Source organism: Marinobacter sp. ELB17 (genome assembly GCF_000169375.1).
GTDB lineage: Bacteria > Pseudomonadota > Gammaproteobacteria > Pseudomonadales > Oleiphilaceae > Marinobacter.
Window position 1 is genome coordinate 1 of sequence record NZ_AAXY01000022.1, and the last position, 12,823, is coordinate 12,823.

General features: G+C 54.2%; 12 protein-coding genes and 1 pseudogene. 4 read left to right on the forward strand and 9 right to left on the reverse strand.

The annotated features are described in order from the left end of the window. From MELB17_RS17710 to MELB17_RS17735, 6 genes and pseudogenes are all read right to left on the reverse strand, one after another. Positions 1-226, reverse strand: a pseudogene (locus MELB17_RS17710) (hypothetical protein); the annotation flags it as partial. Between the two features lie 3 nt (positions 227-229). Continuing rightward, positions 230-1,156: a dihydrodipicolinate synthase family protein gene (locus MELB17_RS17715; protein ID WP_157133345.1), complete on the reverse strand. Its 927-nt coding sequence runs from the start codon at positions 1,154-1,156 to the stop codon at positions 230-232. 2 nt (positions 1,157-1,158) lie between these two features. Further along, a complete protein-coding gene (locus tag MELB17_RS17720; protein WP_007351701.1) occupies positions 1,159-2,280 on the reverse strand; it encodes a mandelate racemase/muconate lactonizing enzyme family protein in 1,122 nt (373 codons plus the stop codon). A 44-nt stretch (positions 2,281-2,324) separates the two neighbouring features. After that, positions 2,325-3,818 carry a tripartite tricarboxylate transporter permease gene (locus MELB17_RS17725; RefSeq protein WP_007351702.1) on the reverse strand — a complete coding sequence of 498 codons (1,494 nt, stop codon included), beginning with the start codon at positions 3,816-3,818 and terminating at the stop codon, positions 2,325-2,327. A gap of 36 nt (positions 3,819-3,854) precedes the next feature. Further along, complete coding sequence (locus MELB17_RS17730; protein WP_007351703.1) at positions 3,855-4,340, reverse strand: tripartite tricarboxylate transporter TctB family protein; 486 nt, start codon at positions 4,338-4,340, stop codon at positions 3,855-3,857. A gap of 44 nt (positions 4,341-4,384) precedes the next feature. Continuing rightward, positions 4,385-5,353, reverse strand: coding sequence for a tripartite tricarboxylate transporter substrate binding protein (locus MELB17_RS17735; protein WP_007351704.1), 969 nt, complete (start codon positions 5,351-5,353; stop codon positions 4,385-4,387). Between the two features lie 160 nt (positions 5,354-5,513). Here MELB17_RS17735 and MELB17_RS17740 point away from each other — a divergent pair, with 160 nt between their 5' ends. The 4 genes from MELB17_RS17740 (at position 5,514) to MELB17_RS17755 (ending at position 9,338) form a co-directional block, all read left to right on the forward strand. Next, complete coding sequence (locus tag MELB17_RS17740) at positions 5,514-7,241, forward strand: IlvD/Edd family dehydratase (RefSeq protein ID WP_007351705.1); 1,728 nt, start codon at positions 5,514-5,516, stop codon at positions 7,239-7,241. A gap of 120 nt (positions 7,242-7,361) precedes the next feature. After that, positions 7,362-8,045, forward strand: coding sequence for a GntR family transcriptional regulator (locus tag MELB17_RS17745; RefSeq protein WP_007351706.1), 684 nt, complete (start codon positions 7,362-7,364; stop codon positions 8,043-8,045). 131 nt (positions 8,046-8,176) lie between these two features. After that, positions 8,177-8,842, forward strand: coding sequence for a fumarylacetoacetate hydrolase family protein (locus MELB17_RS17750; RefSeq protein ID WP_007351707.1), 666 nt, complete (start codon positions 8,177-8,179; stop codon positions 8,840-8,842). Positions 8,843-8,900: 58 nt separating this feature from the next. Next, positions 8,901-9,338 carry a VOC family protein gene (locus MELB17_RS17755; RefSeq protein ID WP_007351708.1) on the forward strand — a complete coding sequence of 146 codons (438 nt, stop codon included), beginning with the start codon at positions 8,901-8,903 and terminating at the stop codon, positions 9,336-9,338. A 151-nt stretch (positions 9,339-9,489) separates the two neighbouring features. Here the strand turns inward: MELB17_RS17755 and MELB17_RS17760 are convergent, their stop codons facing one another. From MELB17_RS17760 to MELB17_RS17770, 3 genes are read right to left on the reverse strand one after another with little or no spacing between them, the layout of a single operon-like run. Beyond that, positions 9,490-10,656 (reverse strand): mandelate racemase/muconate lactonizing enzyme family protein, encoded by a 1,167-nt coding sequence (locus MELB17_RS17760; protein ID WP_007351709.1) that lies wholly within the window; start codon positions 10,654-10,656, stop codon positions 9,490-9,492. An 11-nt stretch (positions 10,657-10,667) separates the two neighbouring features. Further along, positions 10,668-11,738, reverse strand: coding sequence for a tartrate dehydrogenase (locus tag MELB17_RS17765; protein ID WP_007351710.1), 1,071 nt, complete (start codon positions 11,736-11,738; stop codon positions 10,668-10,670). 10 nt (positions 11,739-11,748) lie between these two features. Next, entirely contained in the window at positions 11,749-12,819 is a 1,071-nt protein-coding gene (locus MELB17_RS17770; protein ID WP_007351711.1) for a tartrate dehydrogenase, read from the reverse strand. Between the last annotated feature and the right edge of the window lie 4 nt (positions 12,820-12,823).

Genomic DNA, 12,823 nt, shown 5'->3' on the forward strand with positions numbered 1-12,823 from the left:
CTACGGAAATGGTTGAAATCACTTTCAGATGGGGCGCTTCGTCCAGAATCTCTCTGTTGATGACGAGTTTTCCACCTATCAAGCCATGGGCGCTGCGCATAGCCCGGATATAGTCCTGCTGATTGTCCCGCCCCAGGGTATCGAAATAATTCACATGGAACAGCTGGCGTAAACGCGCCAGATGATCTTCGTCCATACGACGCACTACAACAACGCGTTGTTTCATACACTAAGCCCCTGTGGACTGCAGATCAGGCATCTCAAAATGCTCCGCGTCCAATAGAGAAAGAAGTTCTCTACTCTTATCGGCACTAAGCTCGACTAAAGGCGGCCGGATTCTAAGCCAGTCTTTTTCGCCGCTATAATGACCCGTTGCCGCCTTAAGAGCGGGGATCATCTGGAACTGCTCGAACACAGCGCGAACACGGTTAAGACTGGCTTGTTGTTCATCCGCATCAGACTGCTGCCACGATTTTCCCAACCTGGCTATTGCCTCAGGGTTGACGTTAGCCGTAGCACTGATGCAGCCAGCGCCGCCCGCTCTCAATGTCGCGAGTAAAAAACGTTCACTCCCTGCGTAGACCTGAAAGCCTTGTTCAGAAAATTTATCGATTAATGCCTGAGTATTCGACCAGTCACCGGAACTGTCTTTGATGCCAACAACGCTGCTCGGGTAGGCCTTGATGAGACGTTCTACCAGCGGCAGACTAATTGGAACCTGAGCAACAGGCGGAATGTGATAGAGGTAAACGCGCAACCGGGCATCGCCGATGCGTTCAATCACCTCAGCATAGTAGCGAAACAGACCCTCGTCCGAGACGCCCTTGTAGTAGAAGGGCGGCAGCATCAACACGCCAGCACAGCCTAGCTCCACAGCACGACGGGACAGTGTCACTGTATCACCTATTGAGCAACTTCCGGTGCCCGGCATGAGCCGATCGGCAGGGATGCCGGCGGCCACCAGCGCCTCCAGCAACGCCACCTTCTCGACTACGGTCAGCGAATTTGCCTCCGAATTGGTACCAAACACCGCCAGACCGACCCCCTGAGATATTAACCAGCGACAATGACTCACCAGGCGCTCGACATCCGGGCTGAGATCAATGCCGAAAGGGGTAATCACGGGTGACCATACGTTTCCTTGTGACATGGACATACTCATCTCCATGAATCAATTGCATAACGTGTCAAGACATCTTCATCGAACCCAAAGCCCAGACCTGGCGACTGGGGCAGCTTGAGGCGCCCACCATCGAATTCGAGCTGGGTGTCAATGAGTTTGCGGAAATTCAGCACTTCATCATCGGCGAAAAACTCCACCATCGCAGCGTTCGGTGTAGATGCCACCAGATGAATATGCAGATCGTGAAACCAATGGGGAAAGATTTCGACACCGTAACTGGCTGCGGTCGCCGCGATGCGTCGGAACTCGGTAATGCCGCCACACACGGCCGCATCGGTCTGCAAAATCATGGCTGCCTCTTTATCGAGCAGTTCCTTGAAACGCCAGCGCCCAGCCTCTATTTCACCGGTTGCAACTGGCACCGGCGTGCGCGCAGCAAGACGACGATGGTTATCGATATCATCCGGGCTGAACGGCTCCTCGATCCAGTACGGTGAATACTGTTCAGCCATACGCATAAATCGGAGCGCCGATGGCAGGTCAGACCACGCGTTGTTGGCATCCAGCATAACCAGCACATCCGAGCCCACGGCCTCACGAACCGCTACCAGCCGCGCTTCTTCTCCGGCCAGGTCTTCACGGCCAACCTTTATTTTGACGGCCTTGAAGCCCTTCGCCACATAGCCTTTCATTTCCTCCGCCAGTTTTTCCGGCGTTTTGCCCTCAAGGTAGTAACCGCCGCTGGCATAGGCCGGCACACTGTCGGTTTCGGTAGCACCAAGAAATTTATAGAGCGGCAGATTGGCAGCCCGCGCATTGCGGTCCCATAGCGCCATGTCGATGATGCTAATTGCCCGCATGACAGAACCAGTACGTCCGTGCAAAAGCGACTCCTGATACATCTCCTGCCAGAGTCCTTCGACCCTGTGGGTATCCTCTCCGATCAGAATCGGGCGCAACAGATCCCTGACGGCTTGAGTGACTAACGCACCTGCGTTGTTTCCGCCGTAGCAAAAGCCAATGCCTTTCACTCCGTCGTCACCCGTCACCTCGACCAACGCATAATCGCGCTTGAGCACTTGGCGATTCGAGAAGCTGGTTGGATTAATAAGCGGAACATTCACAGTTCTCGCCCGAATCTCGGTAATACGTGCCATGACGTTTCTCCTTAAAGTTGTTTTTATTGCTCAGTTTTTTCAGGTCACTGACGGCGTAAGGTTCTGATCCAGCTGAACAAGGGGGTAGCCTGAAAAACCGACAGGACAGCGATACTCAAGAGCACGATGGCAATTGGGCTATCCAGGAAGACCGCAAAGCTGTGATTGCCGATCAACATCGACTGATGGAAACTGTTTTCCATCACCGGCCCAAGGATCAAACCAATCACCATCGGTGCTGGCGAAACGCCGGCTTTGCTAAGCCAGTAACCGAAGAGACCAAAACCGAGCATCAGACCCACATCAAAGATGCTGTTGTTGATGGCGAAGGAGCCGATAATGCACAACGTGATGATGGTACAAGCGACAAATGCATCAGGTACTTTGGTCACGCTGACGCATGCCTTGGTGAACATCAGTCCAACCAACAGCAAGCCGACATTGGCGAAGATGACCGCCCAGATCAGTGTATAGGTCACATCACCGTAGTCGGTCAGCAGATTGGGGCCCGGCAGAATGCCCTGCACCATCAATGCCCCGAGCAGAATAGCCGTGGAAGAACTACCGGGAATGCCCAGCGCAATAGTAGGAATCAGCGCGCCGCCGACTACCGCGTTATTGGCGGACTCTGGAGCCGCAACCCCAGCAATGTCGCCCTTGCCAAAACGGCTCTTATCTTTGGCAAACCGTTTGGCTTCGTTGTAGGCAAACCAGCTCGCTGTATCGCCGCCAGTTCCGGGAATCACACCCACAATGATGCCGATACATCCGGACCGTAAAATATTGGGCATCAATTGCTTGAGTTCGCGAAAGCTGGGGATCAAGCGATCGGTTATTTTGCTGGCGATCTTCGCGGCCCCATTGGATTTCTCGATCAACCTCAGCGCTTGTGGAATGGAGAACAGTCCAATCAACGCCACCACGAACTCAATCCCGGAAAACAGGTTGATCTGGCCAAACGTCATACGTGGTGTCCCAGTGAGAAAATCCATTCCCACGGTGCTCACCAGCAAACCCAAAGCGCCAGACAGTAGCCCAGTGATCATCGAACCCTGGGCAAGCGAGCCGATGATGGTGATACCCAGCACCGCAATTGCGAACATTTCCACCGGACCGAACTCAAGCACGACAACGCCTAGCAGCGGCGCCGCCGTCAACAGCGCTAGTCCGCTCATGAGGCCTCCGACGAAGGATGCAAACAGCGAAACCCCCAACGCCCTGCCGGCCTGACCTTGCTGCGACAGCGGGTAGCCATCCAGCACTGTCGCTGCTGCTGACGGGGTGCCCGGAGTTCGCAGCAAAATAGCCGAGATCGAGCCACCATAGGATGCGCCAACGTAGAGCGCCGCAAGCATGCTAAGGCCCGACGCCGGGTCCATGTTGTAAGTGAGCGGCAGCAACAATGCCAATGCCATGGTTGCAGATAGGCCAGGCATAGCCCCAACGAAAAGGCCCAGTAATGTACCGCCAAGAATCAGCGAGATATTTGTCAATGTGATGACATTAACCAGTCCCACAAGGATCAGAGAAGTATCCATGATCAATCAACCCCATTCAGGCATCAAAAGTAGTTGTCAGAAAAACGTCGGGAGAAGAGGTATGGGGAGCCCAAGAAAAGCAATAAAAACGATGCAGATGACGGCGACCACCGCGGCGATACCGATGAGGGAAAATACGACCGAAACCGTACGAGTTACCCACAGTACAGCCAGCATGAACGCTACCGTAGAGAGCAAATAGCCAGCGTAATTGATGAGTGCTGCATAGATGATGGCCAGCACAAATGTGATAAAGACGGCCACTAAGCGACTCGGGGCTTCGCTCTTGTCGCTATTGGCATCATCATTTGAATGGGCGTCGCTGGACTCTACAGTCACAGTACGATGGCAGCGCAAACTGATCAGCTCCTGAGCAACTATACCCAGTGACAGCAGCGCTACCGCCATCGAGTATATAAGAGGCATCTGAGCCGCCTGATCAGGATATCCCGTGGAGTCGATAGCAAAAACCACTGCGATGCCTACGCCAAAAATCCCCAGAACCAAGCGGCTCGTGTTCATTGCGTTACCTCGTCCAATTTCTGAGAAAGAGCTGGATGTCAGACCTATTTGGCAACGTCGCTCTTGATCTCTTTCCAGATTTTCTTGTAATCGGTTTCCATGCTTTTCATCATCTGGAGATAGTCATCACCAGTGACGATATCGAGAACAAGCGCCCGCTCCTTTGCGATGGCCTTGAACTCTTCGTTCGTCTTGAGAGATTCAAATGCAGCTATCAGTTCTTCGCGGGCTTTTTCAGGGATACCAGCAGGCGCGCTGTAGCCGCGCGAGGAACCAGCCACCACGTTCATGTCTTTTTCCACGAGCGTCGGTACGTCCGGCAAAAAGTCGACGCGCTCTTTGGTAAATATCGCAAGGGCTCTCAGGTCGCCTGACTGAACGAAGCCATAGACGTTACCTAAGTTGTTGAAACTGGCATCGATCTTGCCACCCATAGCTGCGGTAGCCGAAGGGCCATCACCCTGGAAAGGCACGCTCTGAAATTTCACACCCGCAGCCTGTTCAACAAGGATGGCGGAAAAGAAATCGTCACCGCCAACACCGGAATTACCCACGGTTATCCGACCAGGGTTTTTCTTGGCAGCCGCGAACAAATCTTCAACGGTCTTGAAAGGGCTGTCGCTGGGAACGACGATAATGCCTGGATCAGTAACCACATTGGCAATGGGGGTGAGCTCATCGATCGAATAGGTAATCGCGTCGTTCATGATGTAGTTCGTCACCAGCATCGGGGTATTGGTGATGCTGACCGTGCCGCCATCGTTCTTTGATTGCTTCGCCAGGCGCGTCCATGCAATGGCACCCGCTGCGCCCGGGATATACTGGTTGACCATGTCGACGCCGAGCAACTTGGTCAGGAAGGGCTGGGTCAACTGGGCAAGCGCGTCACTACCCCCGCCCGCTTTGAAGCCCTGCAAGACTGTAATTTCATCGCCTGCCGAATACTCGGCATGAACGGCAATTGGGGCGGTGGCAACGGCCACAGCCAAGACGGATGCGCTGAGAAGTTTCATCTTGATACCCTTCTTCATTGTTGTATTTATTGTGTACTCATGCAGAGTATTTCTTTTCCAACAAGATTGTCAATAATATTATTAACAGTCATACTGCAACCTGAAACCACGAATAATAAGCAACATGCGCTCCAACAGGGCGCTCAGTCAGGAGAATCTCATGAGCCGCGACGGTTCCAAACAAGGCATGTCCACCCGTTTGACGAGCTATGGTGATGAAGGGTTTTCCCTTTTTCTGCGCAAGGCCTTTATCAAGGGTATGGGGTATAGCGACGACGCACTGTCGCGACCGATCATTGGCATTGCCAACACCTACAGTGGCTACAACGCCTGCCATGGCAATGTTCCGGGACTGATAGAGAGTGTGAAGCGTGGCGTCATGCTTGCTGGTGGTTTACCGATAGATTTCCCGACCATCTCGCTTCACGAGTCCTTCTCTCACCCTACAAGCATGTATCTGCGCAATCTCATGGCCATGGATACCGAAGAGATGATCCGGGCTCAGCCAATGGATGCAGTGGTGCTGATAGGTGGCTGTGACAAGACTGTACCTGCCCAGCTTATGGCTGCAGCCAGTGCTGGCACCCCGGCCATCCAGTTGGTTACCGGGCCAATGCTGGCCGGCTCGCACCGTGGTACACGCGTAGGCGCCTGCACCGATTGTCGACGCTTCTGGTCCTCCTATCGGGGCCAGGAAATCGACGACCAGGAAATTGCCGAAGTGAACGACAAGCTTGTGCCCACCGTAGGCACCTGCTCCGTGATGGGCACCGCCAGCACCATGGCCTGCCTGGCAGAGGCACTCGGCATGATGCTGCCTGGCAGCGCTACTGCGCCAGCCGTGTTTGCTGACCGCCTGAGATTTGCCGAACAAACCGGCACCGAAGCGGTTCGCATCGCTCTGGAGAAGATAACGCCAGAAACCATCATGACCCAGGCGGCCTTCGAGAATGCCTTGCGGGTTCTGCTCGCACTGGGCGGCTCGACCAATGCCCTGATTCATCTGACCGCAATAGCGGGTCGCTTAGGGATCGACATCGATCTCGCGGCGTTTGACCGGATGAGTCGTGAGACACCCGTGTTGATTGATCTCAAGCCGTCTGGTGACCATTACATGGAAGACCTTCACCATGCAGGGGGCTTGGCTGCACTGCTGCGTGAAATCCGCCCGCTGCTGCATACTGATGTCATAACCATCAACAAGCGCACTCTGGGTGAAAATATCGATTCAGTGCCTGTCATTCTGAATCAGAACGTTGTCCGCTCGCGTGAAAATCCGATCTTTGGTCAGGGCGGCATAGCGGTGCTGAAAGGCAACCTGGCTCCCAATGGCGCTATCATTAAGCAGTCGGCGGCTTCAGCTCGGCTGATGAAACACACCGGGCGCGCTGTAGTGTTTACATCGATGGAGGACCTGGTCAACCGGATTGACGACCCGGATCTTGACGTTCATGCCGATGACGTTCTGGTGTTGCAGAACATAGGCCCAAAGGGCGCACCGGGCATGCCTGAAGCTGGACTGATTCCAATCCCGAGGAAGCTCGCAATACAGGGAGTCAAAGACATGTTGCGTATATCTGATGGCCGAATGAGTGGCACCGCCTCTGGCACTATCGTGCTGCATGTTTCACCAGAAGCTGCCCACAATGGGCCTCTTGCGTTGGTGCGTGATGGCGACCTGATTGAGCTGGATGTCGAGAACCGGGTTATCGCTTTAAAGGTTAATGACCATGAACTCGACAAGCGCCGCCAGGAAACACCCTTCGAAACGCCTACAGAGAACGTGCTTGGTTACAGAAAGATGTTTCTGGAGCAGATACTGCAAGCCGAAGAAGGGTGCGATTTCCGTTTCAGCCGCCCACCTCTAACGTCAAAAGTTCCACGATGAGTCGGGATGCATGATATTGGCAAAAATTGGTACACTGACAAGCGTCAGATCTGTAAATTTTGACGCCAATTTCCACCCATAGCGTCAATAGTCACCAGAACGCCGAGCGGATACGTCGCCATGACAGCACTGCAAACACAAGGACATGAACTACAAAAATTACCGCTCGGTGTCGATGACATCGTCGCTGCTGTAGAAGAAGAGATAGTGCTGGGACGCCTTCATCCCAAAGAACGATTGATCGAGGAAGACCTGATTGAGCGCTTTGACTGCAAACGCCACATTGTCCGTCAAGCATTGTTCCAGCTCGAAGGTATCGGCCTGATAGAGCGCATCAAAAATCGTGGGGCATTCGTCAAAGCCTATTCCCCCAAAGAAGTCGAGGATCTGTACGCCATGCGTGAAATTCTCGAACTGGCAGGCGCATCGTCCATTCCGTTGCCGGCTCCGCCCAAAATGATCGAAGAACTTGAGGATATACACCACCGCTACACTGACGCAGTAGAACATCAGGACCTGCGTGGTGTATTTCGTCTGAATATTGCTTTTCACCACGCCCTATTTTCCCTTACCGGGAACGCTTTACTGTCCGAGACTATAAACGAATTCGCCCAAAAGGCTCATGGCATTCGTTTTATCGCCATTACGGACACCAAAAGTCGCATGCAGGCCAGAGACGATCACCAGGCGATGATCGATGCCATCAAGCAGCAAGATCGCCCGAGGCTTTGCGCACTCTGTCGCGATCACATCCTGCCCTCAAAAAAGATTTACATTGATTTGTATCGAAACCGGTTCGAATGATAGCCAGCCAGCTGGCCAAAAAGCTGAAACATCTACCCTGACAATCCTTAAGCACGGAAGAGTGCTCGCCTTCTTCTCATACTACAGAGACGCCTGGTGCATCGTTCCACTTGAATCGGTATTTTATCGCTATGACTTTTATCCCTCGCTTTCTCGATAACTCACACTTTGGACAGTCGCTCGGCAAAATTGTCTGCGTTGGACGAAACTATGCTGAGCATGCCAAAGAGCTAAACAATCCGGTGCCCACTGAACCAATTCTGTTCATCAAACCGGCGACAGCCGCTGTGCGCCTGGAAGATACGATTATCGCACCGGCCATTCGCGGTGAAGTGCACTATGAAACGGAACTTGCACTGTTGATTGGTGAGCCGCTCAGTAATGCTACACCAGAGCAGGCCGAGGGTGCTGTTGTTGGGCTTGGACTGGCGCTTGATCTGACCCTGCGCGATGTTCAGGCAAAGCTAAAAGGAAAAGGGCATCCATGGGAAATTGCCAAAGGTTTCGATGGGGCCTGCCCTCTCTCTTCCTTCGTAAAAGTGAGAGACGTGCCGAACTGGGACTCATTGAGTTTTAGCCTGTCGATCAACGAAGAACTGCGCCAAATCGGCAAAGCTTCAGACATGCTATTTTCGGTACCGCAGCTGCTGGTAGAAATGAGCCGCCACTTCACGCTGGAGCCAGGCGACGTTATTTTGACCGGGACGCCGGCAGGCGTTGGTATCCTGCCCCGTGGGGCGACGCTGCATTTTAGTCTGGACGGCGCTTTCGAATTCACAACTCAGGTTGCATCGTAGAAGCCTGTGCTGCCAGGCTCAGTTGTTCGTTTCATAACTATTTAAAGAGACACGCATTATGGCCGTACAAGATCCATTCCATCTCGCCATTCAGGTTCGCGATATTGATGAAGCTCGACAGTTCTATGGCGAGTTTCTGAGCTGCCCTGAAGGCCGCTCGTCCGACAGCTGGGTCGACTTCAACCTTTATGGTCATCAATTTGTCTGCCATCTCAACTCTGCGTTGAAAGAGATGCCCGCAGACAACCACAAAAATCCGGTAGACGGTCACGGTGTTCCAGTTCCACATTTTGGGGTGGTGCTGGAAATGGATGCATGGAATAAGCTGGCTGCAAAACTTCGCGGCCACGGGGTCGCTTTCGAAATTGAACCTTACATACGGTTCAAAGGTGAGCCGGGTGAGCAGGCCACCATGTTTTTCTACGATCCTTCTGGCAATGCTCTGGAGTTCAAGGCCTTCAAGGATCGCGAAACACAACTGTTCCGAACGAACTGAGCCGCCATGGTACCTGTAGAAGCAGCAATAACTTTTGGGGCTGCTTTGCCCTGAATCTTCTCACGATCGCTAACGTGCTGAATTGCGAGCGCCATCAGAATCTGCGCCTGCTGCGATAAAAGATCATCGGTAAACAGCGAACAATGTCCGATCAGTCGGTGAGCGTTTTCATCAGCTCATAGAGCGACGACTTTGCCTCGTAGCCTACGCCGGGAATATCCGGCAGCCCAACGTAACCATCGATCACATCAATTCCATCCGCGAAACCGCCAAAAGGCTGGAACACATCAGGGTAGCTCTCATTGCCGCCCAGGTGTAACCCCGCGGCGATATTCAGCGACATCTGGTGACCACCATGCGGCACTACCCTCCGCGATGACCAGCCCATGGATTCCATAACGTCCAGCGTACGCAGGTATTCCACAAGCCCATACGACAAGGCGCAATCGAATTGCAGCCAGTCTCTGTCTGGCCTCATTCCGCCGTACCGCAACAGGTTGCGCGCATCCTGATGGGAGAACAAATTTTCGCCGGTGGCCATTGGAAGGTCGTAATGCGCTGCCAGTTCGGCCTGCAATGCGTAGTCGAGTGGGTCGCCCGCTTCTTCATACCAGAATAGCTTGTAGGGCCTCAGTGCCTCTGCATAAGCGATGGAGGTCTCGAGATCGAAGCGCCCATTGGCATCAACCGCTAACCTGCTGCCATCACCGACCACGTCGATCACGGCTTCGATCCTCGCAAGATCCTCCTGCAGCGAGGCACCGCCGATTTTCATCTTCACGACGTTGTAGCCGCGATTCAGGTAGCCACGCACTTCGTCTTGTAATTTCCCGTGGTTCTTGCCGGGATAATAATAGCCACCCGCTGCATAAACCCAGACTTTCTCGTCATGCACACCCCCACGGTACCTGTCCGCCAGGAGTTTATAGAGTGGCACGCCTGCGATCTTGGCAACCGCGTCCCAGACCGCCATGTCGATGGTGCCCACCGCGACGGAACGTTCGCCATGCCCGCCTGGTTTTTCATTCGTCATGAGCGCTTGCCAGATGGCGAAAGGATCGAGGTTGTCGTTGGCCTCGTCAACCAGAGTCGCGGGATCCGCCTCCAGCACACGAGCAATGAAGCGGTCCCGCATCAGTGCCCCCTGACCATAGCGACCATTGGAATTAAACCCGTATCCGATGACCTGTTTACCGTCCCGAACCACATCCGTGACGACTGCTACAACGGAACAGGTCATCTTGGAGAAGTCGATATAGGCATTGGCCATTGGTGAGGCAATTGAGACCGTTTTTTCGCGTATATCAGTAATCCGCATCGCTTTCTTCCTCAGTTCAGCGCGTTAGCAATCGACTTACCGCAGTCTGTCGTCCCGGCGGTGCCACCCAAATCGCGAGTACGCATTCCCGGCTCGGCCAGTACCTTCTCAATCGCACGGACGATGTCAGCTGCAGCCTCGGGATGACCAAGGTGGTCGAGCATCATCGCACCTGCCCAGATCTGCCCGACCGGATTGGCGATTCCTTGCCCGGCAATGTCCGGTGCTGATCCGTGGACCGGTTCGAACAAAGACGGGAACTTGCGCTCGGGGTTGATGTTTCCAGAGGGTGCGATGCCAATCGTACCGGTGCAAGCAGGGCCAAGATCCGACAGAATGTCACCGAACAGGTTCGAGGCGACCACAACATCGAAGCGATCAGGGTGCAAAACAAATAACGCCGTGAGAATATCAATGTGGTACTTATCAACGGTGACCGCGGGATAGGCCTTTGCCATTTCGGCCACTCGCTCGTCCCAATAGGGCATGGTGATGGATATTCCGTTCGATTTAGTGGCTGACGTCAACCGACCGCCGCGCCTTTCTGCAAGGTCGAACGCATATCGCAAAATCCGGTCTACACCCGTACGGGTCATCACCGTTTCCTGCATCACGATTTCGCGATCAGTACCGGGAAACATTTTGCCGCCTATCGAGGAATACTCTCCCTCGGTATTTTCGCGCACGATCATCATGTCGATGTCACCCGGTTTGCGACCCGCAAGAGGCGATGGCACCCCACGCATCAGGCGCGCGGGGCGCAAACTCACATATTGGTCGAATTCACGCCGGAACTGGATCAACGAACCCCACAGCGAAACGTGGTCCGGTACCGTATCGGGCCACCCTACCGCGCCAAAAAAAATCGCATCATGCCCTGCAATCTGATTCTTCCAGTCATCCGGAAGCATCTTGCCGTGGGTTTGGTAGTATTCACAGGATGCGAATTCGAAGTCGGTAAACACCATATCAAATCCGTATTTCAAGGCGGCGGCTTCTAGCACCCGCACCCCTTCGGGCATGACTTCCTTGCCGATTCCGTCGCCGGGAATCACCGCAATTTTCATCGTACTGCCTGACATCTTAGTCTCCTTAGTTGTTGCGAATCGCGGCAATAACCGCCTCGGTTATCTGATCGGTCGTGGCGCTGCCACCCAGGTCGGGTGTATGCAGGTCCCGATCGGCCGTAACCATTTCAACAGCATTCATCATGCGCCTGGCCGCGGCAGTCTCACCCAGATGTTCGAGCATCATCGATGCGCTCCAGAATGTGCCTACCGGATTGGCAATGCCCTGCCCGGTAATGTCGAAGGCAGACCCATGAATGGGTTCGAACATGGACGGCGTCACGCCTTCAGGATTGAAGTTCGCGGTCGGGGCAATACCGATCGAGCCTGCCAACGCAGCAGCCAGATCCGAAAGGATGTCAGCCTGCAAGTTGGTGGCGACCACCGTGTCGATGGATTTCGGCTTCATCGTCATCCGCACGGTCATGGCATCTACCAGCATCTTGTCCCATTTCACGTCCGGATAGTCACCGGCGACTTCAGCCGCCACTTCATCCCAAAGCACCATACCGTAGCGCTGCGCGTTGGATTTGGTGACCACCGTCAGCAACTTGCGCGGCCGGGACTGGGCCAGTTTAAAGGCATAGCGCATGATTCGCTCGACGCCAACTCTTGTGAATATCGATACCTCGGTGGCCGTCTCATGGGATTGCCCTCGATGACTGCGCCCGCCCTGGCCAGCGTATTCACCTTCAGAGTTCTCGCGGACAATGACCCAGTCCAGATCACCGGGGCACACGCCTTCAAGCGGGCTCTTTATGCCAGGCAGTATCCGCGTAGGCCGGACGTTGGCGTACTGATCGAGCGGCTGACAGATCGCCAGCCTCAGCCCCCACAGTGTCAGGTGATCGGGCACGTCCGGCGCGCCCACTGCGCCAAACAAAATGGCATCGAAGGCCCGGAGTTGGTCAGGACCGTCTGCTGGCATAAACTTGCCTTCCCGTTTGTAGCGATCGCTACCCCAGTCGAAGTTCGTCACATCCAGCTTGAATCCGCCATCGCTTTCGGCCAGCGCTGTTAGTGCACGCAGGCCAGCATCAATCACTTCAATGCCGATACCATCGCCCGGGATGGCCGCGATCTTGTAAGTTTTCATCATC

Bases quoted from the DNA above. Each gene is read 5' to 3' on its own strand.
- MELB17_RS17720 (WP_007351701.1), bottom strand. From the start codon at position 2,280: ATGGCACGTATTACCGAGATTCGGGCGAGAACTGTGAATGTTCCGCTT.
- MELB17_RS17770 (WP_007351711.1), bottom strand. From the start codon at position 12,819: ATGAAAACTTACAAGATCGCGGCCATCCCGGGCGATGGTATCGGCATT.
- MELB17_RS17740 (WP_007351705.1), top strand. From the start codon at position 5,514: ATGAGCCGCGACGGTTCCAAACAAGGCATGTCCACCCGTTTGACGAGC.
- MELB17_RS17725 (WP_007351702.1), bottom strand. From the start codon at position 3,818: ATGGATACTTCTCTGATCCTTGTGGGACTGGTTAATGTCATCACATTG.
- MELB17_RS17735 (WP_007351704.1), bottom strand. From the start codon at position 5,353: ATGAAACTTCTCAGCGCATCCGTCTTGGCTGTGGCCGTTGCCACCGCC.
- MELB17_RS17760 (WP_007351709.1), bottom strand. From the start codon at position 10,656: ATGCGGATTACTGATATACGCGAAAAAACGGTCTCAATTGCCTCACCA.
- MELB17_RS17755 (WP_007351708.1), top strand. From the start codon at position 8,901: ATGGCCGTACAAGATCCATTCCATCTCGCCATTCAGGTTCGCGATATT.
- MELB17_RS17765 (WP_007351710.1), bottom strand. From the start codon at position 11,738: ATGTCAGGCAGTACGATGAAAATTGCGGTGATTCCCGGCGACGGAATC.
- MELB17_RS17750 (WP_007351707.1), top strand. From the start codon at position 8,177: ATGACTTTTATCCCTCGCTTTCTCGATAACTCACACTTTGGACAGTCG.
- MELB17_RS17730 (WP_007351703.1), bottom strand. From the start codon at position 4,340: ATGAACACGAGCCGCTTGGTTCTGGGGATTTTTGGCGTAGGCATCGCA.
- MELB17_RS17745 (WP_007351706.1), top strand. From the start codon at position 7,362: ATGACAGCACTGCAAACACAAGGACATGAACTACAAAAATTACCGCTC.
- MELB17_RS17715 (WP_157133345.1), bottom strand. From the start codon at position 1,156: ATGTCCATGTCACAAGGAAACGTATGGTCACCCGTGATTACCCCTTTC.